The sequence below is a fragment of the Pseudomonas marincola genome, assembly GCF_900682675.2.
GTDB lineage: Bacteria > Pseudomonadota > Gammaproteobacteria > Pseudomonadales > Pseudomonadaceae > Aquipseudomonas > Aquipseudomonas marincola.
The window spans coordinates 1,499,677-1,522,628 of sequence record NZ_LR215729.2 but is presented as its reverse complement, the minus strand read 5'-3'; the positions used below and the strand labels follow the sequence as shown (position 1 = coordinate 1,522,628).

Annotated in this window: 22 protein-coding genes and 1 pseudogene; 7 read left to right on the top strand and 16 right to left on the bottom strand. The window is 57.8% G+C overall.

Translation table 11 applies throughout. From position 1 onward, the window contains the following. Nucleotides 1-53 precede the first annotated feature (53 nt). The 3 genes from cmoA to PMYSY11_RS07015 all read left to right on the top strand — a co-directional run bounded on the left by cmoA (nt 54) and on the right by PMYSY11_RS07015 (nt 2,194). Nucleotides 54-797: a carboxy-S-adenosyl-L-methionine synthase CmoA gene (cmoA, locus tag PMYSY11_RS07025; RefSeq protein ID WP_150548707.1), complete on the top strand. Its 744-nt coding sequence runs from the start codon at nt 54-56 to the stop codon at nt 795-797. Further along, the gene (cmoB, locus tag PMYSY11_RS07020) at nt 794-1,762 is read left to right on the top strand and encodes a tRNA 5-methoxyuridine(34)/uridine 5-oxyacetic acid(34) synthase CmoB (protein ID WP_150548706.1); all 969 of its coding nucleotides are present in this window, start codon (nt 794-796) and stop codon (nt 1,760-1,762) included. Before cmoA ends, cmoB begins: the two co-directional genes overlap by 4 nt. Nucleotides 1,763-1,912: 150 nt before the next feature. Continuing rightward, nucleotides 1,913-2,194, top strand: coding sequence for a peptidylprolyl isomerase (locus PMYSY11_RS07015; protein WP_069901573.1), 282 nt, complete (start codon nt 1,913-1,915; stop codon nt 2,192-2,194). A gap of 126 nt (nt 2,195-2,320) precedes the next feature. On the opposite strand, the gene PMYSY11_RS07010 is transcribed toward PMYSY11_RS07015, so the two are convergent. Both PMYSY11_RS07010 and PMYSY11_RS07005 read right to left on the bottom strand, forming a co-directional pair. Beyond that, nucleotides 2,321-3,745, bottom strand: a complete 1,425-nt coding sequence (locus tag PMYSY11_RS07010; RefSeq protein ID WP_069901572.1) for a sigma-54-dependent transcriptional regulator — start codon at nt 3,743-3,745, stop codon at nt 2,321-2,323. Nucleotides 3,746-3,896: 151 nt separating this feature from the next. Next, nucleotides 3,897-5,369, bottom strand: a complete 1,473-nt coding sequence (locus PMYSY11_RS07005; RefSeq protein ID WP_090513299.1) for a sensor histidine kinase — start codon at nt 5,367-5,369, stop codon at nt 3,897-3,899. Nucleotides 5,370-5,750: 381 nt separating this feature from the next. On the opposite strand from PMYSY11_RS07005, the gene PMYSY11_RS07000 reads away from it, so the two are divergent. From PMYSY11_RS07000 to PMYSY11_RS06985, 4 genes are all read left to right on the top strand, one after another. Then, a complete protein-coding gene (locus PMYSY11_RS07000; RefSeq protein ID WP_150548705.1) occupies nt 5,751-7,118 on the top strand; it encodes a hypothetical protein in 1,368 nt (455 codons plus the stop codon). 34 nt (nt 7,119-7,152) lie between these two features. Then, nucleotides 7,153-9,387: an Ig-like domain-containing protein gene (locus tag PMYSY11_RS06995; RefSeq protein ID WP_150548704.1), complete on the top strand. Its 2,235-nt coding sequence runs from the start codon at nt 7,153-7,155 to the stop codon at nt 9,385-9,387. Nucleotides 9,388-9,460: 73 nt separating this feature from the next. After that, nucleotides 9,461-9,940: a curlin gene (locus tag PMYSY11_RS06990; protein ID WP_150548703.1), complete on the top strand. Its 480-nt coding sequence runs from the start codon at nt 9,461-9,463 to the stop codon at nt 9,938-9,940. Nucleotides 9,941-9,996: 56 nt separating this feature from the next. After that, complete coding sequence (locus PMYSY11_RS06985; protein ID WP_150548702.1) at nt 9,997-11,433, top strand: hypothetical protein; 1,437 nt, start codon at nt 9,997-9,999, stop codon at nt 11,431-11,433. Nucleotides 11,434-11,733: 300 nt separating this feature from the next. Here PMYSY11_RS06985 and PMYSY11_RS06980 read toward each other — a convergent pair whose 3' ends face one another. The 14 genes and pseudogenes from PMYSY11_RS06980 to PMYSY11_RS06915 form a co-directional block, all read right to left on the bottom strand. Continuing rightward, nucleotides 11,734-12,570: a CsgG/HfaB family protein gene (locus PMYSY11_RS06980; RefSeq protein ID WP_090513314.1), complete on the bottom strand. Its 837-nt coding sequence runs from the start codon at nt 12,568-12,570 to the stop codon at nt 11,734-11,736. Between the two features lie 28 nt (nt 12,571-12,598). Next, nucleotides 12,599-13,015 (bottom strand): curli assembly protein CsgF, encoded by a 417-nt coding sequence (locus PMYSY11_RS06975; protein WP_069901565.1) that lies wholly within the window; start codon nt 13,013-13,015, stop codon nt 12,599-12,601. Beyond that, nucleotides 13,012-13,434: a curli production assembly/transport protein CsgE gene (gene csgE, locus PMYSY11_RS06970; protein ID WP_150548701.1), complete on the bottom strand. Its 423-nt coding sequence runs from the start codon at nt 13,432-13,434 to the stop codon at nt 13,012-13,014. The genes PMYSY11_RS06975 and csgE overlap by 4 nt, the downstream gene beginning before the upstream one ends. Before the next feature lie 10 nt (nt 13,435-13,444). Continuing rightward, nucleotides 13,445-13,972, bottom strand: coding sequence for a type II secretion system protein (locus tag PMYSY11_RS06965; protein ID WP_150548700.1), 528 nt, complete (start codon nt 13,970-13,972; stop codon nt 13,445-13,447). After that, entirely contained in the window at nt 13,959-14,333 is a 375-nt protein-coding gene (locus PMYSY11_RS06960; protein ID WP_069901562.1) for a type II secretion system protein, read from the bottom strand. Before PMYSY11_RS06960 ends, PMYSY11_RS06965 begins: the two co-directional genes overlap by 14 nt. Before the next feature lie 4 nt (nt 14,334-14,337). Further along, on the bottom strand, nt 14,338-14,811 hold the full coding sequence (locus PMYSY11_RS06955; RefSeq protein WP_069901561.1) for a type II secretion system protein: 474 nt from the start codon (nt 14,809-14,811) through the stop codon (nt 14,338-14,340). 469 nt (nt 14,812-15,280) lie between these two features. Beyond that, a pseudogene (locus tag PMYSY11_RS06950) lies at nt 15,281-17,131 on the bottom strand (secretin and TonB N-terminal domain-containing protein); the annotation flags it as partial. Continuing rightward, complete coding sequence (locus PMYSY11_RS06945; RefSeq protein WP_150548699.1) at nt 17,128-17,649, bottom strand: hypothetical protein; 522 nt, start codon at nt 17,647-17,649, stop codon at nt 17,128-17,130. The gene PMYSY11_RS06945 and the pseudogene PMYSY11_RS06950, both read right to left, overlap by 4 nt. Continuing rightward, entirely contained in the window at nt 17,646-18,197 is a 552-nt protein-coding gene (locus PMYSY11_RS06940) for a pilus assembly protein PilO (RefSeq protein WP_150548698.1), read from the bottom strand. Before PMYSY11_RS06940 ends, PMYSY11_RS06945 begins: the two co-directional genes overlap by 4 nt. Before the next feature lie 2 nt (nt 18,198-18,199). After that, nucleotides 18,200-18,733 carry a PilN domain-containing protein gene (locus PMYSY11_RS06935; protein ID WP_150548697.1) on the bottom strand — a complete coding sequence of 178 codons (534 nt, stop codon included), beginning with the start codon at nt 18,731-18,733 and terminating at the stop codon, nt 18,200-18,202. A gap of 1 nt (nt 18,734) precedes the next feature. Beyond that, nucleotides 18,735-19,553 (bottom strand): hypothetical protein, encoded by an 819-nt coding sequence (locus tag PMYSY11_RS06930; protein WP_150548696.1) that lies wholly within the window; start codon nt 19,551-19,553, stop codon nt 18,735-18,737. Next, nucleotides 19,534-21,246 carry a GspE/PulE family protein gene (locus PMYSY11_RS06925; RefSeq protein ID WP_150548695.1) on the bottom strand — a complete coding sequence of 571 codons (1,713 nt, stop codon included), beginning with the start codon at nt 21,244-21,246 and terminating at the stop codon, nt 19,534-19,536. The genes PMYSY11_RS06930 and PMYSY11_RS06925 overlap by 20 nt, the downstream gene beginning before the upstream one ends. Before the next feature lie 133 nt (nt 21,247-21,379). Beyond that, a complete protein-coding gene (locus tag PMYSY11_RS06920) occupies nt 21,380-21,757 on the bottom strand; it encodes a response regulator (protein ID WP_069901555.1) in 378 nt (125 codons plus the stop codon). A 233-nt stretch (nt 21,758-21,990) separates the two neighbouring features. Then, nucleotides 21,991-22,947: a peptidylprolyl isomerase gene (locus tag PMYSY11_RS06915; protein WP_150548694.1), complete on the bottom strand. Its 957-nt coding sequence runs from the start codon at nt 22,945-22,947 to the stop codon at nt 21,991-21,993. Nucleotides 22,948-22,952: the final 5 nt, after the last annotated feature.

Below are 22,952 nucleotides of genomic sequence, written 5' to 3'. Positions count from 1 at the left end.
CACAGCCTGCTTCGCTAAAATGTCCGGCTTTGCAGACCTTTATCGGTATCGCCGTGAACAAACAGCCAGATCGCATCTTTGCCCAGCCCTTGGAACAGGTGCCCGATTTCACCTTCAATGAAGACGTGGTTCGGGTTTTTCCTGACATGATCAAGCGCTCGGTGCCCGGCTACCCGACGATTGTCGAAAACCTGGGTGTAATGGCCAGCCAGTTCGCCCAACCGCACAGCGTGCTTTACGACCTGGGCTGCTCACTGGGCGCCGTCACTCAGGCGCTGCGCCGGCATGTGCAGATTGAAGATTGCCAGGTAATTGCGGTCGATAACTCCAGCGCGATGGTTGAGCGTTGCAGCGAGTATCTGCATGCACAAGACTCGATGTTTCAGGAGCTGCTGCCAGTCGATGTGATCGAGGCGGATATTCTCAATCTCGATTTTCAGCCGACTTCACTGGTGGCGCTGAACTTCACCTTGCAGTTCATCAAGCCGGAACAGCGCCTGGAGCTGCTGACCCGGATTCGCCAGGCGCTGATGCCCGGCGGCGCCCTGCTGCTGTCGGAGAAGCTGTGCTTTGCCGATGCCGAACAACAGCAACTGCTGACCGATCTGCATATCGCCTTTAAACGTGCCAATGGCTACAGCGAACTGGAGATTGCGCAGAAACGCAGCGCAATCGAAAACGTGATGATTCCCGACAGCCTTGAACAGCACCGCGAACGCTTACTGGCGGCCGGTTTCAGCAAAGTCATTCCCTGGTTTCAATGCCTTAATTTCGCCTCGATGATTGCCCTGCCATGATCCGCAAACTTGACCTAGACGCGCTGCAACAACACCTTGCCGGCACCCCGTTACAAGAGTGGAGCGCTGATCTTCCGGGGCAAATAGACGCCAAGCTGGCCATTGGTCACGGCGACTTGCAGCGCTGGCATAACGCCGTGGAGGCCTTGCCCGCACTCAGCGTTGAGCAACTTGAGCTGGTGAAAAATTTCAGCTTCAACGGCCCCTGTGACGAGCCAACCCGTGCACAGCTAAAAAGCGCCCTGCAGGGTTTGATTCCCTGGCGCAAAGGCCCCTTCCACCTGTTCGATGTGCATGTCGATACCGAATGGCGCTCAGACTGGAAGTGGCAGCGTGTGGCGCCGTATCTCGACCTCACCGGCAAACGCGTGCTGGATGTCGGGTGCGGCAATGGCTACTACATGTGGCGCATGCTTGGCGCGGGTGCGGCCAGCGTGGTCGGGATCGATCCGAACTGGCTGTTTCTGTGCCAGTTTCTGGCGATGAAAAACTATTTGCCAGACCAACCCGTGTGGCATCTTCCGCTGGGTTTCGAGGAGCTTCCGGCCAAGCTGCAAGGCTTTGATACAGTGTTCTCGATGGGCATTCTGTATCACCGTCGCTCGCCGATTGATCACCTGTTCGACCTCAAGGATTGCCTGGTCAAAGGTGGCGAGTTGGTGCTGGAAACGCTGGTGGTTGAAGGCGATGCGCAGCAAGTGTTGCTGCCTGAAGACCGTTACCAGCAAATGCGCAACGTCTGGTTCCTGCCCTCGGTACCGGCACTCGAATTGTGGCTGCGCCGCGCCGGCTTTACCGATGTGCAGTGCGTGGATGTCAGCACCACCTCGGTTGCCGAACAACGCTCGACCGAATGGATGCGTTATCAGTCGCTGCCCGAGTTTCTCGACCCGGCCGACCATAGCCGAACCATCGAAGGCCTGCCTGCGCCCATGCGCGCCGTTATCACCGCGCGCAAGCCGTAACTGCAAGCAGGTGCGTGGCAATCGCGCGCACCTGCACACGCCACGAGTCGATAAAAACCGACAATCTGTAGCTGTCCGCCGTCTGCCAGCATTTGCTTGGCCGGACGATTGCGGTAGGCTCTACGCTTCATTGAAAGGAGGTATTTCCCCATGGCTAAAGCCACTGCCCGCCACATCCTGGTTGCAAGCGAAGACAAGTGCAACGAACTGAAAGCAGCCATTGAAGGCGGCGCTGATTTCGCTCAGATCGCCAAAGAAAACTCCACCTGCCCATCCAGCCGTGATGGCGGCAACCTGGGCTCTTTCGGCCCTGGCCAGATGGTTAAAGAATTCGACACCGTGGTCTTCAGCGCTCCGGTAAATGTCGTTCAGGGTCCGGTGAAGACTCAGTTCGGTTATCACCTGCTGGAAGTTACCAGCCGTCAGGACTAAGCCTGTCGCGTGGCGCATAGCCATGCACGGACTCGCTCCAGACTAAAAAACCCCGGTTTGCTCACCTTGCAGCGTTGCCAAGACGCCAGGTGAACAACCGGGGTTTTCTTTTGACTGTGTTGCGCACTAATGCTGGCGGCCGGGTCGGGTCAGCCCCAGACGCTCGATGCGATAGCGCAACATGTCGCGGCTCAAACCGAGAATTCTCGCCGACTTGGTGACATTCCAGTCGGTTTTGTTGAGGGTTTTAATCACCATGTCGCGCTCGACTTCAGGCAGATTGAAGCCATCCATTTCCTCCTCACCCGCCTCATTGTGCGCGGCCTGAGCCACAGGCTCGCGGCACTCCGGCTCCATCAGGCTCGAACAGATAACCAACTGGCTGGGGCCGATAATCGTGCTCTGCGCCAACAGCACACTTTGCTCAAGCATATTGCGTAGCTCGCGCACATTGCCCGGCCAGCTGTATCGCTTGAGCAGGCTCTCGGCCTCGGCGCTGAATTGCAGCCCCGGCTTGCCGTAGCGCTTGCAATGCATGGCCAGGAAGTGGCGTGCCAACAACAGCACATCATCGCCACGCGCGTACAGACGCGGCACTTTGATGGAAATGATGCGCAGCCGGAAGAACAGATCACGACGGAACTTGCCCTGCTGAACCATCTGTTCAAGGTTGCAGTTGGTCGCACTGATGATGCGCAGATTGACCTTGCGCTCCTTGACCGAGCCCACACGGCGAATGGTGCGGTCCTCAAGCAGCTTGAGCAATTTGGCTTGCAGGCTCAGGTCCATCTCACCAATTTCATCAAGAAACAGCGTGCCGCCATCTGCCGCTTCGACCAAACCCAGCCTGCGTTCCTTGGCGTCGGTAAATGCGCCTTTCTCGTGACCAAACAATTCGGCCTCGATCAGATGAGCCGGAATCGAGGCGCAGTTGAATTCGATAAACGGCCCGCTGCTGCGGCCGCCGCCAAAATGCAGTGCTCTGGCGATCAACTCCTTACCCGTGCCGGTTTCACCTTCAACCAGAACCGCAGGCAACTCGGCATCGGTCATGCGGCTTTCGGCGTCGAGCAATTGCTGGATAATCGACTTCAAGGCCTTCATCGGCTCTGAATTACCGATAAGCGCCTGCTTGCTCGACTCCTGAGAATCACGCAGCTGATAAAAAGACAGCTTGTGTTCGAGCCGCTGCGCATCGAGGGCCTTCTCGATAAGCAGTTTCAGCTCTACCAGCGCGACAGGCTTGGTCAGGTAATGAAATGCACCGGCCTTCATTGCCTCAACCGCGTCATCAATATTGCCGTAGCCGGTCATCATGATCAGTTTGATCTGCGGCGCACTGGCGTGCACCTTGGCCAGCAACTCGATGCCGCTGATGCCGGGCAATGAATGGTCGGTGAGCATGACATCGGGTTGCAGCGTGGGCAGAAGCTCAAGCGCCTCTTCGGCTGAATGACAGACATGCGCCTCAAAATTCTTGCGCTGCAAAAATGTCTGGATATTTTCTGCCAACATCTCATCGTCTTCGACGATCAAAATGCAATGTTCCATATCGCCTCCCCAGGCTCAAATTGATTCATCTCAATGGGCGACCTGCGACTACCCGCGGCGTCACGCGTTCAAGCCCGCCTGCCTGAATAACGCCCGCATCCAAACTGCAAATCCGCGCTTGTGCGTACTCTGTTTACTGGTTAAGTATCTCTCACGCCGCCTCAGCAGCCCGATGCTGCTGACCCTGCGAGGCAACCTTGAAGTCGAGCACCACGGTCGTGCCGTGCTGCTCTTTGCTCGACAACGAAATCTTGCCGCCAAAGCGTTCCATGATTCGTTTGGCCATCACCAGACCCACCCCCAAGCCGCCTTGTTTGGTGGTGTAGAAGGGTTTAAAGGCCATTAACTCCTGCTGGCGCGACATGCCTTTGCCGGAGTCACTCACGGTCAGAGTCAGCCGACGACCCAACTCGACCACCTCAACCTTGGCGCGGAGCACCCCGCCCTTGAGCATGGCCTCTATCGCGTTGGAAATAAGGCTATTAAGCACTTGCCGCAGCATCATCCGATGACTGACCACAAAAGCGGATGAGTCGATCGTGATCTCTGCCTGAATATTGGCCTGACGTAATTGCAGCTCAAAGCTGCTCAGGCAATCCTTGAGCACCGCTGCAGGATCAACCACCTCGATTTCACCGCTCAGCGGGCGTGAAGAAATCAGCAAATCGCGCACCCAGTTCGACATCCGGTCGACCTGGCCAATAATGTCGGCGAGATTTTTCGGCGGTTTGCCGTCATACATTTCCTGCGCCAATTCCGCACTCGAACGAATAGTCGCCAGCGGATTGCGCAGGCTGTGGGCCAATGCCGAAGACATTTCGCCCAGTGCCACAAATGACTCATTGGAAACCAGTTGTTGGCGCTGCGAGTCGAGCAAGATCGCGGCGCGGCGCACAATCCAGAACAAACCAAAGTAAATCAGCGCGCCGCCAATCGCTGTTGATATCCAGATGACCCGGTAGCCGCGCTGCAAACGGGCGATCAGGTCTTGCGGCTCCTTGTAGACCTCGACCATCGTAACAACGGAGCCATTGTGATCCAGCATCGGCACGTAGTTCTCGATAAATAACTCTTGCGGGGCGTGAGGAAACTGTTGCTCGGCATGCGATTCGTCCGCGTGATTGTAGCTGGAAACGACTGACTCACGCGTGGCAAAGGCCTTGTCTAAATCTTGGTTAATAATGGTCTGGCCAATCAGTGAGGGATTGCTCGACCAGATGACCACATGGTCAGCAGCATAAATATTGGCTAAGAGGGCGTCGGGGAGATTGGCGATATGGTCGAAGAACTCGGATCGAGCCCGCTGTCGCTTTTCGGCCACAGCTTGCGAGTAGTTTTTGTCGTTGCGTGGATCAATCACCTCGGACATCACCATATTACCCAGCCCGTGATGGCGGATTTCGGTGGCCCCAATTGCGCGGATGAATTGGGCTGTGAGCATGGCGTCACGCTCAATGCTCTCTTTAACCACGAACTGAGTAGAGATAATCCCTAATCCAACCGCCACTGTTCCGACGATGACCAGACTGATCAGGGAAAACCAGCGCAGCAAATTGAATGAGCGACTGCTCAGTTTCTCATCCCTCCAGGGCGTTAATTTGCTCAGATCGAAGGCAACGCACATGGGGAATTCCGGCTGTTTTTTATTGTCCTGAGTTGTTTATAGCTCATGTTTTGAGAAATATTTAAATCATTATTTGGTATTAGGCTTTAAGTAGATATAACCGGCTCTGGAACAGTTGATCGCCGGTTTTTTAACGCCAAATAATCCTTCAGTTTTCCCAGTCATCCGCGCCCCGCCAAAACCCAACTTTGGGGAAAGCCCCCCTATTCCCCAGCCCGACAAAATTCGCCGCCTGCAAACATCAACGCCTTACAACCACCGTTTTAGAGCGGTCAATCGTTGTTTTTTGATACATGGTATGGATGTTGCGGTACGGCTTGCAGCGTGTCGGTGGCCCCATCAAGCCGCAAGAGACACGACACACTGCAAGAGGACGCACTCATGCACACCAAACTGAAGGTACCTGTGTCTGCTCTATGCCTTGCCTTAGCTGCAAGTCAGGCAGCGCAAGCTGATTTGTTTGCAGTAGATCCTGGCGCTCCTGCCGGGGAGTACTTGGCGGAAAATGGCTTTTTCGCAGCTTGGTATCAAGACACTCACGGTCGAACCCTTGACCTGTGTTTATCCAAAAATCTCAGTTCACGCGTACCGTCAACGCCGGACGCGCCCTCTTATATGTGCTCGCTATTGCCCAACCCGGGCATTTTCGATGACACCCAACCGATGGTGTTTCCGAATAATTTCCCGGATGAAGCATTCTGGTTCACCGGCGATGCCGCAATCGTCGACGCCGCATCCGGCATAGACCTGGCCTACATTTCGGCAGTTGAGGCGGCATTTGGTGGCGGCGACCCCGCGCCTGGCGACCAGATCAGCTTTGCCCGTATCCGGATACGGGTCGATGTGCCCACGCCCGGCACATACACCATTACCCACCCCTACGGCGTCGACATTTTCGATGTGACGGCTGACGACTTCGGCACCGACGGTAATCGCGCCATCAACATGACCCGCGATGTCGGTATTGGCGCCCCCCAAACCTACACTGGCGCGCTGGGCGGTGATATCGGCCCGTTCCTGCGCAGCGTCAACGGCCCTTACACCGAGGTCAACCCGGACACTGGCGCTATGGAAACCTTCATTGGTGACCCTAACTTGCTTGAAGCGGTAACCGGCAGCCCGTTCAACACCAACTTCGTTCGCATTGAAGGCCCGGGCGGGATTGACCTGAGCACCACCGACTTTGCCATTTCCGGCAAATTATCCAGCGTGGTTCGCCCAACTCCGGCACTCGTAGACCGGGCAACCTACTCGCGCAGCAACAGCCAGCAAGGACCGCTGAACGCCCAACAGGACGTCTTCCTCAAAGCGCCACCGCCTCCCGCCAAAGCCAGCTATGTGGATACCGGCGGTGCAACCGTGACCATGACCGAGGCGGACTCGACCGGCAACTGGTACGGCCAATCCAGCGTCAACCCGAGCTTGCCGGCAAACGTTGAGCTGACCGTCGACAACAGCTTGGCGATCGCCAGCAGCACGCCCGCAACGCTGGTCCAGCCATTGGTCGATCACGTGACGATCAGCACGGCGACCTATGGGTTGAGCTCCGGCCAGTTGATTGTTCAGGCCAGTAGCAGCGACCAGGTCAGCCCGCCAACGCTGTCGGTGTTTAACAGCAGTGGCGACTTCATTGCCACGTTAAGCAACGGTTCGACCCAGACCGGTATCAGCCCAATTCCACCGGCGAGCATCACCGTTCGCTCATCAAATGGCGGCTCGGATACCGAAGAAGTGGTCATCCTTCCATGACGGTTGCGCATCAGAATTTGCGCCAGGAGGCATCATGAACAAGTTGCCCTGCATGTTTATCTCATCCCTGAGCCTGATCGCTCTTGCCATCAGCAATGCTCAGGCTGAGTTGGGTGCGGTCGCCCCGCCACCCTACACCCCGGCAACCGGCGGCTACCCCGCATGGTATGAAGATACCAGTGAGCCGGAGGCCGAGCGCCTCGATCTCTGCCTGTCCAAGGCCGAGCTCACACCGGGAGCAGGTTACCTCTGCATCCTGCTGCCCAACCCGGGTATCTTCGATGACACCAAACCCATAGTCTTCCCCGACAACTGGCCAGACGAGTCATTCTGGTTCCTGGCCGAAACCACCATCCCGGAAGGTGCGGTGGCAGGCTATGAAATGGACGCCTATGTGGCCGGTATTGAAGCCGCGTTTGGTGGTGGTGATCCATTACCTGGCGATCAGGTGAGCTTTGCGCGGATTCGTATACGCATCAGCGTGCCAGTCGCCGGAACTTACACCGTGACTCACCCGTATGGCGTCGACACCTTCAATGTGACCACGCCAGGACGTCGCGCCATCAACATGACCCGCGACATCGGCATCGGAGCGCCCGGCGACTTCAGCGGCGCACTGGGCGGTGACATTGGCCCGTTCCTGCATGGAGTGGGTGGGCCATATCTGGCGCAGAACCCGGAAACGGGGCAGACCGAGACATTTATCGGTAACCCCAACATTACCGAAGCCGTCACCGGCAGCCCGTTCAACACCAACTTCGTCAGAATTGAAGGCCCGGCCGGGGTGCTCGAAACCAGCCTGTTCAGCGTGTCGGGCAAACTGTCTGATCCGCGTGATCCGCTGCCGCTGGAAATCGAACGTGCAACCTACCGGCGCACCACGAGTGGCACCCAGATAAGTGTGTTCGCAGATTCGGCGTCCAACAGTGACGTTTGCTTCCGCGAAACCCTCGATCTGGTGGATGGCCTGCCGCCTTCTCCTTGCCTGACCGACATGACGGCCAATAACAGCGGCAAGTACTTTGGCCATAATTCGGCGGCAACAACGCTGCCACCCTTTATTGTGGCCACGAGCGTGGACCCGAGCGGCGCCAAGCAGCAGACATCGCTCTCAAGCAAACTGGCTGACGTCGTTAAAATCAGCACTGCAACCTACTCGTGGGATGACCAAACGCTGCGCGTCACGGCCACGTCCAGTGACGAGGTACAGGTGCCAGATCTGGCCGCGCCCGGCTTCGGCAGGCTGTCGAAATCGGGGACTCAGCAAACCCTCGAAGTCAGCGACCTCAGCCAGCCGCCTGCCACCGTCACGGTCAAATCGGCAGCTGGCGGCAGCGATACCGAAATGGTCAGGGTCGTGGGTACGGCGCCAGCACCAACCGACAATGAGTTGCCGGTTGCAGTGGATGATGCGGCGGCGACCTCATCAGGCGTGCCAATTTCAATCAACCTGCTGGCCAATGACAGCGACCCGGACGACAACACGCCGTTGACCATTGTCGACCTGGGTCAGCCCGCCACCGGTTTGGGCAGTGTTGCGCTGAATGGCACAACCTCGGTGTTGTATACCCCGCCGTTAAACGTCACCACGCCACTCACCGTGACGTTCAGCTACTCCGTGCAGGATGCACTCGGCGACAAGTCGGCAACACCGGCGACCGTGACCGTTACCGTCAGCCCGAACCTGCCGCCAACTGTGGTCAACGACGCTGTAACCACACTCAATGCGCCGATCACCATTGATGTGCTGGCCAACGACACCGACCCGGAAGGCAACGTGCCGCTTAGCATTAACGGCTTCGGCCAACCCGCCGCCGGCCAGGGCAGCGTGACCAGCAATGGCACAACGCTGACCTACACCCCGCCGGCCACGGTAACGACGGCGTTCACCACGACATTCAGCTACACCGCCCGCGATTCACTGGGCGCGGTATCAGTGCCGGCGTCGGTCAGCGTCACGGTTAATCCGCCACTGCCACCGGCCGTTGTGGAAAACCTGACGGTCACCACCGCACAGGTCACCCCGCGCTCGAACAATCGCTTCACGTGGGACATCCGCGGCCAGACGTCGATCACCAATGGCAACGTGATGACTATCAGCGTGACCACCGCCAATGGCCTGCAGGAACTGGGCACGACGGCTGTTCCGGGCACCGGCCGCTGGCGGCTATCGCTGACCTCGACAGAAGTAGTGCCAAGCGCCAATCCGGTGATCTCGGTCAGGTCTTCAGTCGGCACGGTGGTTCAGCAAGCATTGGATGTGCGTTAAGCAGTCGCTCAGTGGTTGAGGTGCGTCTTACCGCGCACCGCAACAGCCGGGCAAAACAGCAGGAGGGTTGAGCATGCAAAGGCCAAGATTAGCAAGCCAACTCTCCGCCATTTTACTGGGGTTTTGCGGGCAGCTTAACGCGGTACAGGCCGCCGACCTCGCCGACAACTTTGACCTGGCTGACAGCTCGAGCGATATCGCCACGCCCAGCCAGTTAACTGCAAACCAGCTCGCGTTGATCAGCCAGGACGGCCAGAACAATGTGGCGCTGATTGCACAGCATGGCCAGTCGATACTGGGCGAGATCGTGCAATCGGGCAGTAATCAGGAAGCCTACATCCTGCAGGAAGGCATTGGGCAAATGGCTTCAATCACACAGCAGGGTTATGCCAACGAGGCTTATATCAGCCAAAGCGGTGCCTATAACCAGGCGCAGATCAGCCAAAACGGTGCCTACAACAGCGCACTGATCGAACAAACAGGCACTGGGCAAGCCAGCAGTATCGCCCAGTATGGAAACAACCAGAGCGTGAAGCTCTACCAGTACCGTTGAAAGTGCTTAATCGATCCTATTGCTCGAAGAGCACGCTAAAACCAGGAGGCAATGCCATGTTCCAGTTCAAACCACTTGCTGTCGCAGTTCTGGCCATCGTGAGCCTGCCTGCACTCGCAAACAACAGCACTTCAACCCAGACTCAAGAGGGCGAAGATCATATCGCCGATGTGTTCCAGACTCAGGCCGGTCGCAGCCAGGCTACTCAGACCCAGGACGGCAGCGGGCAGATCGGCTGGATCGAGCAAGAGTTTGGCCGCAACCGCGCTGAGCAAACCCAGTCGGGTGATACCAACGACAGCTTTGTACTGCAAAGTGGCGAAAGCCGCAGCCGCTCGGTGCAGGTCCAGAATGGCTCCCTTCAGGGATCAGCGAATTTCCAGGAGGGCGGTAGTGACAACTTGATCCGCTCCAATCAGGGCGGCTCGTCGCACTTTGGCAGTGGCACGCAGTTATTCGAAACCAACAGTGAGATGCACCTAAGGCAGCGCGGCAATGCCAACGAGGCCGATCAGTATCAAGCCGACGGTGAGCGCAACAACGCCACTATCGACCAGCGCGGCAGCGGCAACATGGCCTCCACGGACAGCTTTCTTCAGCGTGACAGCCAGATGACCATCAATCAAAACGGCGATGCAAACGAGGCGTTCATTTATCAGGACGAAGGCGACTTCACCACGGCCACAGTGGATCAAGTTGGCGCGCAGAACGTGGTCGATGCCTTTCAAAGTGCTCAAATGAATAGTCATTACACGTTGACTCAGACCGGCAACTTGAACGGTGCTCAAATCGATCAGACTGCGGGCACCGACAACCTACTGACCATCACCCAGATTGGTAATGGCAACGAACTGGCGGCCGAGCAATACAATGCAAGCATGATGACGGCGTCACTGACGCAAAACGGCAGCGTCAACTACGCCGAAGCCTATCAGGAAGGCACTGGACACGTGCTGACCGTCAACTCGACTGGTACTGGTAACGAGGTCTACGCCGGCATCGTCTCAGGCTCAAATGGCCAATATGGTACTGGACAAACTGCAACCCTGACCCAAAACGGCGAATTCAACGCCATCACCCTGACTCAAGACGGCCTCCAGCAACTCGCAGTGCTGAATCAGACAGGCAGTGAAAACTCGATGGAAACCAGCCAGGGAGGCACATCGAATGAGCTGTATTTCTCCCAGGACGGTGAAGGCAACCAACTGTTGGTTGACCAGACTGGCACCGACAACTTGGTAGACGGCACCTCGACGGCTGATTTCAGCAGCGTCGAAATTACCCAGTCGGGGGCCAATAACCAGTCGCTCACCGAGCAATCGATTGGCAGTGATAACAGCATCGTGGTCAGCCAGACTGACAACGCCAACCTCTCGTCAGTCTTCCAGGCAGGCTCATTCAACAGCGCCACGGTGACTCAGTCGGGCAATAACATGATCTCCACCATTACCCAGAACGGTAACGGCAACACCGCTAACGCGGTTCAGCAATAACCATCCACCTCGCGTGTTGAGGTGTTAAAGACTGCCGCCACTTTGGCGGCAGTCTTGTGTTCAGCCCATGGATTTAACGCCTTCCCTGCCCCGCCCTTTAATAACGCTTAACTTCTGTGGCTGAGGCCCACGGCCGTGGGTGTTTAACTTTGATTACGGCGCGGCGCAGGCGAGGCAACGGCCCTGCACAAGATGCGGCCGGTAACTAAGAAGTCAGTTATTAAGCGAACGCAGATATATTCACTGCATCGGGTCGCGTTTGCGCCGGGCGAAGATCGCCAGACGCAAAGGTTATGCGTGCTATTGCACTTGGGTGAGGTACTTGTCCAGCGAGGTTTGATCGAGCTTTTGACCGTCTGCCATCTGCCACAGGTTGCTGTTAACGCCTTGCACGACGATATGCGCAACCGCCGCTTCAATGGCCGACAACACACACAGCTGCGCTGGCTCATTGGTGGTGTATCCGGCCTCGGCTTCGAGTAGTTTCTTGAACTCGACAAACTTGAAGACCCCGGCATTGCGCGCCACTGAGTAGATGGTTTTCGAGGTCATCACATTGGCCAAAACCATGCCGGTGCGCACATCGACTGCGCGCAGGTTCACCGACACCTGATCGACCCGGTATTCGCGGCCCAGACTGATGCCCAGATACGCCGCGCCCTCGCCCCCCGACCGCACGTTGGTGTCGTAGGCAATAATGCCGCCCTCCAGCAAAATGTTGGCCGCTTGCAGCGGCGGCAACTCGTTCTGGATATTCACCGGGGTATTGGGTTTGTTCTGCGAGGCGCGGATGATCTTGCGTTCAGTCAGCACGTTTTGCAGTCCTTCGCGTTCCAGCACACGGAACCAGCCGCTGGCTTGCAAGGCATCCACCAGCATGCTGCCCGCACCTTGGGTGACACTGGTTGAAAATGAGCTGGCCGGGGTCGGTTTGTACTGCCCGGTCTGATCGCGAAAACCATAAACCGCTGCGACCAAACGGCCTCTTGGCCGGGGCAGCGCCAGCAGATCGTAATAAGTCGAGGCGCGTGGGGTCAGGGTCGGCGTGTCTTCCTCCACCTCGGCGGGCATTGGCTCGCGAACGGCACAACCGTGTAATGCAGCTACCATCATGACCAACAGCATTGTTTTTTTCATGGTCCGGGCATCCTTGGGCACGCTGAACTTAGTTGGCGTTGAGGCCGTTGACTTCGATGACTGAAATTTCACCGGTCAACTTGTCGGTGATCTGCACGCTCAAAGCGCCATCAACATCCACAAAGTCGATAAGGAATGAATCAGTCGAAAGGCTGCCGGTATTGCCAGCTTCAATGTTGGTGAGCAGTTGCGAAAGCAGGCGCGACTCCAACTGACTGCTGAACCGTTCAAGCGCCGTGGTGCCGGTGAACGATGAGCGATCTATCGCGTCGGGGTCGTCGTAATCGTTCTGCGCCTGTGCCCGGTTCAGCAGCCAGGTGCCGTTTAACGGGTTGCCACCAAAGGTCGGGTTCACCGGCGTATAAACCAACTCGGTGGCCAGCGCCGCAGCACTCGATACCAGGATGCTGAAGCTGGCACTCAAGGCTATATGCTTACTGTTCATAGCTCGTCCTTATCCATGTCGATGGTGTCTTGCAGCAGGTATTCGATTTTCTGCCGGGTAATTTCTTCCTGAATAAAATCGGCCGCTTCATAAGCTGTGGGCTGCAACTCGGCGGTATTCGGCGCAAGGAAACGCCGGTAAAGGATGCGCCCTTCATATTCGATCCAGATCAGGCTGCCCCAGCGTGCGGAAGGTCGCTCGCGTACCACCAGATTGAAATCCATGCGGCTGGTATCGCGCAGGCGTTCGGTGAAGAAGCGGTAAAACTCATGACCAATGTTGGAAATACTGTTATCGACAATGAAGCCCTTGAGTTCGTCTTCACTGCTGGCTTGCGCAGGCGTCAACAGGCCCAGGCTCAAGCAGACAATAAGGCCGCTGTTCAACAGACACTGATGCGCCAATGGCGAACGGAACATCGTCAGCCCCTCAAGGCAGTTGCGCCTTATTCGGGTTTGCCGGGGTGTTCTGGCTGAGCCCCTGCATGAATGACTTATCGGCGACAAACTGCCAGTCCGAATAGTGTTTCATCCCTTCAAAATCGACCCACTGCGCCGGGAATTGCGCTTGCTTCATCGGCGCCTGTTCCGAGCGGCTGTACACGCCGGCAATCCGCCCATCAAACGACTGGATCAAGCCCCAGTCGTTGCTGCCAGTTATCGGGTCGGCATAGAGCTTGCGCAAATGCCGCTGGCGAGACGGAAAACGCGGGTCTTCAATCAGCTCGTCAAGGGTTTGCGGGTACTGGGCAACGCCTGGCGATACTTGATAATAGTGGCGCAGCGCCTGGGCATATTGGCTGCCCACCCAAAGCAAATCCTGTTCACGCAGGCGCTGGCTGGTGGTTGACCAGAGTTGCCCGGCACCAGCCAGCGCAGTGCCCATAAGCACGATCAGAAACAGCACGGCAAAGTAGCTGAAGCCCTGTTGCCGCCGGCCAAAATCACCACTGCGCATACAAGCTCCCATCCCGCGCCTTGCCACTCGCGCCGCTTTTAATATCGCCAACTGAGCCGCTCACGCCTTCTGGCGGCGGCACAATCACCCACAAATCGCTGCGTTCGGTGATCGGATCGAGCGGCATGTTGCGCAAGTAACGCTGCTCGACCAACTCCTCAATCGACTCAGGGTAATGACCTTTGTCGCCGTAATACTGATCCAGCGAGTCACGCATCACCGCCAGGCTTTGGCGCAGCGTGGTTTCCTTGGAGTTATCGAAACTGGAAAAGTAACGTGGCACCGCAATCGTCATCAGCATCGCGATGATCGACATCACCACCAGCAGTTCTATAAGGGTGAAACCTGCATGCCTGCGCATCGCATTACCACTCCGAATAGGGAATCGAATTGAGCCCGACCAGCCGGGACTGCGAATAAACATCGAACACATCCTCGCCGGAGCGCGGATCATCCGCCGGGCTGTCGTAGGACCGCAGCCCCCAGACCTCGGCGATGTCCTGTTGTGGCGGGGCGAATGGATCACGCGGAATGCGCCGCAAAAAATAGATCTTGCCGCCCTTCACATCGCGCAGATCACGCACCCCGTCGACCAGAACGCTGAGGTTTTCGGGGTAGCCCGAACTGGACAGCGACTTCTCGATATGACCGGCATCGGCGGCCATCTTGTAGGCGTCCAGTGCATCGCGTAGCTGGTGCAGCGCGGTTTTCAGCTCCTGCTCCTTGCCCCGGCGTACCACTGTCTCGGTGAGAGGAGCGGCAATACTGGCGAGCAACGCGATCAGGGCCATGGTGATGACCACTTCGATCAGGGTGAACCCGCGAGTTGCTCGTTTCATGGCAGCCGCCTCAAGGTTTCACAGTGACAAACTGCTGCGTTGGCAGCGTGGCGGCAATCAAGCGTTTGTCCTGACCGATGCCGGAAAATTTGATCACTTGCATCGAGGCCTGCTGATCCTGCGCATCCGCGCTTTGCAGGGCCCGCACCCGCACTTGCAACAGGCCGCCGGAACCGGTCGCACCTGCCGCGCCGCTGCGAATTTGCGAGACAGAAACCACACCGGCCTGCTCATCAAGCCGTGGCGTGAATGATGTTTGTGCGCTGTCGTGCTGGAGCAAGCCGCCTTCAAGCACCTCAAGTACCTTCAACCGCGCGGGGTCGTAAGACAATTGCAAGGAAGAACTGTGCAGCGGTTGCCCGGCTTGCGCCTGGAGCACGAACACCGCTTCCTCGCCGGCGTGCATCTCGCTCGGCATGACCCAGCTCAAGCGCAGATCTTCGCTGGCAGCCTTGACCGGCACGACTAGCGGTTGCGCCTTGGCAGGCACTGCCGGTGTGCTAACTGGAGCCGGTGTTACGTATGCCGGCGCACTCGGCGGTGCGCTGTAATCGGCCATCTGTCCGAACCGCGAAGCCGACTGCACACGCATGCTGCTCTCAGTGCCGGTGGCAAACTCCATGTCGCTGGGGCTCTGATACGGCAGATTGCGCACGATGCGCGGGCGAATCGACAGCACCAGCTCCGACTTGTTGTTGGTGTCTTTATTGCTGCCAAACAAGCGACCAACTCCCGGCACATCACCCAGCCCCGGAATCTTGTTGCCGGTGGAGAACTGGTCATTGCGCATCAACCCGGCGAGTACCTGGGTTTCACCGTCACGCAGGCGCAAGGTGGTGGTCGCGTTGCGGGTATCGACCTGAACCGGGATGGTGCCCTGGCGCGTGGCTTCAAGCGGTGTGGCGTTACTCACTTCAAGGGCAATCTTGATCGCCACTTCATCGTTGAGGTAAACCGTTGGCTGCACTTCAAGTTTAAGGCCGACGTCCAGATAAGTGATGCTCTCAGTAATCACCGGCCCTTGTGTGGACGGCACCGACGTGGCGCTGATAATCGGCACCCGCTGACCAATGTGGATGCGCGCCTGCTCGTTGTTGCTGACGCGAATGACCGGGCTGGCCAGGGTATTGATGTCGTTATCCTGCGCATTGATACGCAACTGCGGCGACGGCGAAATGCTGATCCGCCCCGAATCAATGCCGCGCAGTTGATCAAGAATGCTCACGGCCGAACCGTCATCGTTGATCACGCCGAAGGTGTTCGGCCATTGCAAACCGAGATCGAGAATACGCTGGGTGGCGACTTCCATGACCTCGACTTCCAGCACCACTTCCGGGTTGGACTGGTCCTGTGCCTGGAACAGCTTTTCAGCCATGCGCACGGCATCAATGGTGTCACGCATGGTTAAGGTATTGAGGCGCTCATCAATAAACACATCGCGGGTTTTGAGCATGGTCTTGACCATATTCAACGCACTGTTGGCGTCGATATTGGTCAGGTAGAACGTGCGCATCACCAGATCCTGATAATCCTTGAGCTTTTGCGGAGAATCCGGGTAGATCAAAATGGTGGTGTCGTTAACCACTTTCTGGTGCAGCTGGCTCTGCTGCAGGAGCAAGTCGATTGCCGACTCTATCGGCACCTGCCGCACGAAAATGGTGGCTTTGGCATCGGGCCGCACATCCTTGTCGAAGATGAAGTTCAGCCCCGAGGTTTTCGCCAGCACCTCGAAGATGACCTTGAGATTGGCGTCGCGAAACTCAAGATTGATCGGCCGGCTCAACTGCGAACGCAACTGCGGATAAGGCGCCTCTGAGCGGCGCTGGAGCAGTTCGATGTCACGCTGCAATTGCTGAGCGCCTTGGTGCTGCGGGTCGAGCGCGTAAATGTTTCTGACCTGATGCTGCGCACCGGTAATATCGCCCCGGCGCAGCGAGGTCTGGCCCTGCACCAGCATCGCGTCAATCGACTTCAACGCTGCAATCTGACGCAGCCCCTCAGCCGCTCTGGAGTTCTGCGGGTCGATGCCCATCACGCGCTGATAACCCTGAAACGCCATGGTGTAATTGCGCTGGGTGTAGTCCTGATCGGCCTGACTCAGCAGCGTCTCGATAATTCGCGCGCGCTGGGTGGTCAGGGTCATCTGGATGCGGGTATCTCGCGGTGCTTCGCGGGCGGCCTCCTCCAGCCGGGCGAGGCCTGCCTCGTACTGACCAGCCTCGATCATCTGCATGCCATCATCATGGGCCTTGTTAGTCGCGCAACCGACCAGAATCAGCGCCAGACACAAGCTTTTGCAAGCCAGACGTGTAGCCTTCATAAGGTGCTCCCAACAGCCAGAGACTGGGAAATTTTCAAGGGCAGATACAGCAGGGTCATTTGCTCCTGCGTGATCCTTTGCACTTTGTAGGTACCGCCAATCACATCGCCAACCCGCACCACATGCACTTGCTCGCCCTCCTGCAAAAACACCTGCAAACGGGAGTGGTCTTCAAGTTTGCCGATGAAGTGAAAAGGTAAAGGTGGCGCACTGGGGCGGTAGACCACAGGCGCGACTGGCGCGACAGCCACCGGCTTGAACTGGGGAACAACTCGCCAGCTGCGCACGGCAAATAAATCCGCCTGCGGAACACTCGCAGGCGCGCTTTTAGCCCCGGAACCTGCGCCGTTTTGCTCGCCCTGCTGCGCCGCAACGGATGGTTTCTGCAGGCGCGAGGCCGGGTCTGTTGGTTGAACGGCCAACTCGTCATCACCGGCAAAAAAGTACTCGGGGATCAGCGCAACCAATGCTGCTGCGCCGAGAAAGATCGCCCAGTAAAGCCCGCGACGGCTGTTCATATGCGCCTCGACAAATAAAGCGTCATGCGCACCCGTCCATCGAGCTGAACGTCGGCAATCTGCTTGCGTTTGATGTCTACGTTCTCCAGCACCAGCGCCGGCACCTGACTCAGTACAGCGTGCAAAAAGCGCCGTAACTGCGGATAACTGCCACTGACCGGAAGCAGAATCTGGTAGCGCGCCATGCGTGTTTTGGGATCGACGCCGAGTGAGTATTCGCCGCGGGCCAGGGCAATGTTCTGCAATTGCGCCTGGGTGTAGATCTGGTCAATCGCCCGTGTTGCTTCGGCCTGCTGCGGAAGCATGCCGAGAAAGGTTTCAAGCTCACTGCCTTCAGCGGTGGGCGGCGGCAAAATGCCGTCTTTGATCTGGTTCAGGTACTGCTGGGTTTGCACCACTTGCAGGCTGATGTGCTGGAGGTTTTCGCGGGCCGGTAACAGCGCCAACAACGCATACAGCAGCGCCACCAGCATCAGGGCAATACCCGCCAGGCCCGGCCAACCCAGACGCTGCATGTATTCGTAGGCGATGAGCTTATTGATAGCCATGACTATTCCACCAGCCAGGTTGCGGACAGGCTGAAACGCACCGGGCGCTCAGGCATCTGGGTCAGGGTTTCGTGGCTTAACAGCGAGACATCACGTAATTGTTGGGTGTTCTCCAGGCTGCGGTGAAAGGCCAGCATGGCCTCCAGATTGCGCGCCTCGGCGGTTAAGCGCAGTTGCTGCTTGCGCGCATCCGGCGCTATCGAGAGCAGCGCGATGTCGTCACGCGGCATGCTTTCGAGGCTGTTGAACAAGGCATTCCAGGGCAGGTTCATCTCTGCAGAGATACGCCGCATCTCGGCGATACTGACATCGCTACCCTGCCTGCCCTTGCTGGCGACGGAGGCTTTCGCCGGCTTGCCGCCGTTCAACTGTTGCTGCATATAACTCAACTTGGCCGACTCCACGTCGCCAGCCTTGCTCACCAGCAGGTGGGTGACCAGCATCGCTGCCGCCAGCGCGCCACCCAATGCCAGCAAAGACCAGCCCAGCCTGGATGCAATCGCCTGCGGTTGAAAATCGAGCTGAAGTTCGCGCATTTCAGTCCACCGCCCGGGCCATGTTGAACAACGCATCTTCACGCTCGCCCGTTGGCAGCGGCAGCGTCAGCGCATGCGTACTCACGCCGCATACCGGGTGTGGCGGCTTGCTGTTGCGCGCCGGGGCATGCAGGTAAACCGAGTCGAAATCGAGGTTTTCCAGCATCTTCAGTTCATGCTCACGGGCGATCAGCGCACTCAGGCTGGCGTCGGAGTCATCACTGCTTATCGAGCGAACGCTTACCCAGTGGCCACCGTGGGCCTGGATCAAATTGCTGCGGTGGGGCTCGGCCAGGAGAAACACGAAATCATCTTTACGCAACGAATGGCGGAAATGATTGAACGCGGCCATCAGATAAGGCTGCAAGCTGATCAGTCGCATGCCTTCATGGCTGACGATCGTGCGCAGTTGCTCAACCATGGTGTCGGCCATCACAGCGGCCAGACGCGATTGACCCGCAGGCTCCGGCGAAAGAGTCAGGCTCCAGCCCTCGCCCAGTTGGCCGTAGATTTCTTCAAAGCAAATCCGCGCATAACCCTGCAGCTCCTGCGGGGTGCTGATGTGCTCGCTCCACGGCACCAGGCAAAAACGGATGAACTGATTGGACAACAACACGGTGATTTCAGCGCGCTTGCGGCTGTGCACATGCAGTATCAGTTGCAGCGCATTGAGCGCATCGGGCCATTCGGCCGCCCGCCCGTCGGCAGGCTGCACATCCTTGCGTTCAAGCATGCGCAGTTCACGGCCGTGACGGCGAAAAAGGGCAGCCTGCTCCAGGGTTACCACCGCGACAAAGGAATCACGCGCTAAAAGTGACACGATTGATCTCCTCCAAGGTGGTTTTGCCCTCACGCACCAACTCCAGTGCAGTTGTGCGCAGCAACCGCAGCCCGCGCTTGCACGCCTGCTCCTTGAGCTTGGCGATGGGCTCACGGTCAATAATCAGTTGGCGGATTTCATCGTCGAGTTGCAGCAGTTCGGCAATCGCTGTGCGCCCGCGATAGCCCGTGCCACGGCAGCGCCCGCAGCCGGTGCCGTGGACAAAGTGGTAATGCGGGGCATCTTCAGGATTGATCCCGGAAGCTTGCAGCTCCTCAATTGAAGGCGTTACCGCTTGCGCGCAGGTCGGGCACACCAGACGGATCAGCCGCTGCGCCAGCACCGCGTTGAGTGCGGCGACAAAACTGTAGGGGTCGACTTCCATCTGAGTGAAGCGGCCAATCACATCGAACACGTTGTTGGCGTGGATGGTGGTAAATACAAGGTGGCCGGTGAGCGCGGATTGCACGGCGATTTGCGCGGTGTCGGGGTCACGGATTTCACCGACCATGATCTTGTCCGGGTCGTGGCGCAGTATCGAGCGCAGGCCACGGGCAAACGTCAGGCCCTTTTTCTCGTTCACCGGAATCTGCAACACCCCTGGCAGTACATACTCAACCGGGTCTTCGATGGTGATGATTTTATCCACGCCGTGATTGATCTCGGTGATCATCGCGTACAAGGTGGTGGTCTTGCCGCTACCAGTAGGCCCGGTCACCAGCACCATGCCGTAAGGCTCAGCCGCCAGACGCCGGAGTTTCTTCATGATGCCGGCTTCAAAGCCCAGTGCCTCCAGGCTTACACCGTGCACCTGATCGGCCAGATCCTGTTTGTCGAGCACCCGCAAAACGGCATCTTCACCAAAGATGCTGGGCATGATCGACACCCGAAAATCGATTTGGCGGCCATTGATCGACACCTTGAAGCGACCATCCTGCGGCACGCGCTTTTCACCGATATCCAGCTCGGCCATCACCTTGACCCGGGAAATAACCTGCTCGGCAGTTTCGATACCCTGCACCCGGCTGATGCTGTTGAGTACGCCGTCAATCCGGTATTTGATCACCAGACCGCTGCCGGTCATGCCCAGATGAATATCGCTGGCGTGGATTTTCAGCGCATCGTAGAGCGTGGAGTTCACCAGCTTGACCACCACACTTGAATCTTCGCTGATGCGCGCCAGCGACAGCGTTTCAACATCTTCAAGCTCGCTTACGTCGCTGTCTTGCGCGTCGAGCGAATCGACCGCGTGGTAGCTCTCTTCCTGACGCGCCAGATACCCGCTCAAATCCGCAGGGTGCACCAGATACAGCGGCGCGCCATTGAGGCACTCGTCAATCCAGGCCAGGCGGGCATTATCGAAGGGGTCGGCAAATACGCCCACCAGCGTGTTGCCCAGATGCACCATGACAAAATCACGTTTGAGTGCCTGCGCCAGCGGCACCCGGTCGAAGGCAGGAATGCAGGCGAACAAGGCGTCGCAGGTCAAAACCGGATAGTGCAGCGTGGCGCCAAGGCGCCGGACAAACTGCGCCGACTCAAGCCCGGCCAATGCTTCAAGCGTATCGACAGTGCGTTGCTGCCCAGCCGATTCCTCGCGCGCCCGAGCCAGTAACGCCGCCTCGAAACGCGTTTCAATTGGCAGCGGGTCAGCAACCGGTGATGCCTCTACAGCGAGGGAAAGCCTGTCCATACCGCACCCTCCAAGTTCCACAGCGCAAACCACAAACCCGTTGCATTGCCAGGCACTTAACCTGGCGGGCTTGAACCTGTTACGGCCACATTTGCGTCCTTGCAGCGGAGGGTGTTCGTCTGCCAGCAACGATTCAGCGGTGAGTGCTGTCACCTCTATCGATCAAGTTTTTCACTGCACGACCGAGGTCTTTCAGTGGAAACGGCTTGAACAATATCTGCTCGATACCATGTTGCAGGGCCTTGGCACTGACTTCCCCGAGCGGCTGCGCTGTCACCAGCACACATTTACGCCCCCAGCCATTGCCAATCGCATCGAGCACCTGAAAACCCTCCATATCCGGCAGGCGAAAATCCAGGACGATTGCCGCGGGCTCATAGATTCGGGCGAAGCTGATGGCTGTCAGGCCGTCATCCGAAACCAATACTTCAAGGCCCATCAACTCCAGATAATCCTTGAAGTTCTGCGCGAGTACATGCTCGTCCTCAACCACCAGAATCCTGTTGTTCAACGGTGTTGCTCCTAGCACTGAATTCTCGGGAAGTGCCTGATGCGGAATAAAGTGCTCACCTGAAATCAGGGATTGCACGCTTCATGCCAGCCACTGCTCTTTTGAGTATTGCTGTAGTCAGCTGATTTCACTGAATTTTTTTCGAAAGCGCGCGCCCACCCAGCACCCCCAATAATGGGGCAAATGGTTTTTAGGTGAAGCAGCGCCCCCAGAAACGGGGATTGGTTGGAGCATTACAAACCGCTGACGACCTCAATCTTGCCGGTGGCGGTCAGTTGCTTGAGTGCGGCCTCGCGCGCCTCTTTGCGCCGCTGATCATGGAGAAAATCACGTACCAGTTGCATGCCCTGCTCTTTGGGGAGCGGGCTGGGAGGCAGGTAACTTTCCAGTTTGATCAGGTGCCAGCCGAACACGGTTCTCACCGGCTGGCTGACCTCGCCGGGCTTGAGCGCAAAGGCGGCGTTCTCAAAGGCGGGCACCATCGTGCCCCGCGAGAAGTAACCGAGGTCACCACCCGCCGCTGCTGTGGAGTCCTGCGAGTGTTGCTCGGCCACTTCGGAAAAGTCCGCCCCGGCCTCTATCTGCTCGCGCAAAGCCAGCAACTCCTGACGCGACGCTTCATCTGCTTCGGGGTCTGCCGGGTCACTGGCTTTTAACAACAGATGCCGGGCCCAGACCTGCTCGGGTTTTTGCAGGTGCTGGCGATTGGCGTCATACACCGTTTGCACCTCGGATTCAGCGGCCGGATCTACCTCGCTGAGGGCTTCTAGCATCCGGCTGGCGACTAATTCATGGCGCAAGTAGTCGGTGAAGCTCTGGGTATCAAATCCGGCATTGTTCAGCTCGCGCGCGAACGCCTCTTCACCGCCGAGGCCCTGCTTGAGCATGGCCAGCTGCTTGTCGATTTCCGCATCGCTGACACTGATGCCGCGGCGCTGCGCCTCCTGCCAGAGCAGCTCCTTGGCAATCATCTGGTCGAGGGCTTCACGTTTCAGCCGCTTGTAGGTGTCGGGATTGCGGATCCCGCCCACGCTACGGCCCTGCGCTTGCAAGTATTCGCTGAAATATCGCTCCAGCCGGAAATTAGTGATTTCAGCGCCGTTCACTCGCGCCGCAATGCCGGTTTCCCCGCCCTGAACGGTGCCCGCCAGCAACAGCATCAACACCCCAACACGGCCCAATATGCGCATGACGG

What these genes read in the sequence shown, in the direction of transcription:
- cmoB (WP_150548706.1), top strand. Translation starts at nt 794, where the DNA reads ATGATCCGCAAACTTGACCTAGACGCGCTGCAACAACACCTTGCCGGC.
- PMYSY11_RS07015 (WP_069901573.1), top strand. Translation starts at nt 1,913, where the DNA reads ATGGCTAAAGCCACTGCCCGCCACATCCTGGTTGCAAGCGAAGACAAG.
- PMYSY11_RS07010 (WP_069901572.1), bottom strand. Translation starts at nt 3,745, where the DNA reads ATGGAACATTGCATTTTGATCGTCGAAGACGATGAGATGTTGGCAGAA.
- PMYSY11_RS07005 (WP_090513299.1), bottom strand. Translation starts at nt 5,369, where the DNA reads ATGTGCGTTGCCTTCGATCTGAGCAAATTAACGCCCTGGAGGGATGAG.
- PMYSY11_RS07000 (WP_150548705.1), top strand. Translation starts at nt 5,751, where the DNA reads ATGCACACCAAACTGAAGGTACCTGTGTCTGCTCTATGCCTTGCCTTA.
- PMYSY11_RS06995 (WP_150548704.1), top strand. Translation starts at nt 7,153, where the DNA reads ATGAACAAGTTGCCCTGCATGTTTATCTCATCCCTGAGCCTGATCGCT.
- PMYSY11_RS06990 (WP_150548703.1), top strand. Translation starts at nt 9,461, where the DNA reads ATGCAAAGGCCAAGATTAGCAAGCCAACTCTCCGCCATTTTACTGGGG.
- PMYSY11_RS06985 (WP_150548702.1), top strand. Translation starts at nt 9,997, where the DNA reads ATGTTCCAGTTCAAACCACTTGCTGTCGCAGTTCTGGCCATCGTGAGC.
- PMYSY11_RS06980 (WP_090513314.1), bottom strand. Translation starts at nt 12,570, where the DNA reads ATGAAAAAAACAATGCTGTTGGTCATGATGGTAGCTGCATTACACGGT.
- PMYSY11_RS06975 (WP_069901565.1), bottom strand. Translation starts at nt 13,015, where the DNA reads ATGAACAGTAAGCATATAGCCTTGAGTGCCAGCTTCAGCATCCTGGTA.
- csgE (WP_150548701.1), bottom strand. Translation starts at nt 13,434, where the DNA reads ATGTTCCGTTCGCCATTGGCGCATCAGTGTCTGTTGAACAGCGGCCTT.
- PMYSY11_RS06965 (WP_150548700.1), bottom strand. Translation starts at nt 13,972, where the DNA reads ATGCGCAGTGGTGATTTTGGCCGGCGGCAACAGGGCTTCAGCTACTTT.
- PMYSY11_RS06960 (WP_069901562.1), bottom strand. Translation starts at nt 14,333, where the DNA reads ATGCGCAGGCATGCAGGTTTCACCCTTATAGAACTGCTGGTGGTGATG.
- PMYSY11_RS06955 (WP_069901561.1), bottom strand. Translation starts at nt 14,811, where the DNA reads ATGAAACGAGCAACTCGCGGGTTCACCCTGATCGAAGTGGTCATCACC.
- PMYSY11_RS06945 (WP_150548699.1), bottom strand. Translation starts at nt 17,649, where the DNA reads ATGAACAGCCGTCGCGGGCTTTACTGGGCGATCTTTCTCGGCGCAGCA.
- PMYSY11_RS06940 (WP_150548698.1), bottom strand. Translation starts at nt 18,197, where the DNA reads ATGGCTATCAATAAGCTCATCGCCTACGAATACATGCAGCGTCTGGGT.
- PMYSY11_RS06935 (WP_150548697.1), bottom strand. Translation starts at nt 18,733, where the DNA reads ATGCGCGAACTTCAGCTCGATTTTCAACCGCAGGCGATTGCATCCAGG.
- PMYSY11_RS06925 (WP_150548695.1), bottom strand. Translation starts at nt 21,246, where the DNA reads ATGGACAGGCTTTCCCTCGCTGTAGAGGCATCACCGGTTGCTGACCCG.
- PMYSY11_RS06915 (WP_150548694.1), bottom strand. Translation starts at nt 22,947, where the DNA reads ATGCGCATATTGGGCCGTGTTGGGGTGTTGATGCTGTTGCTGGCGGGC.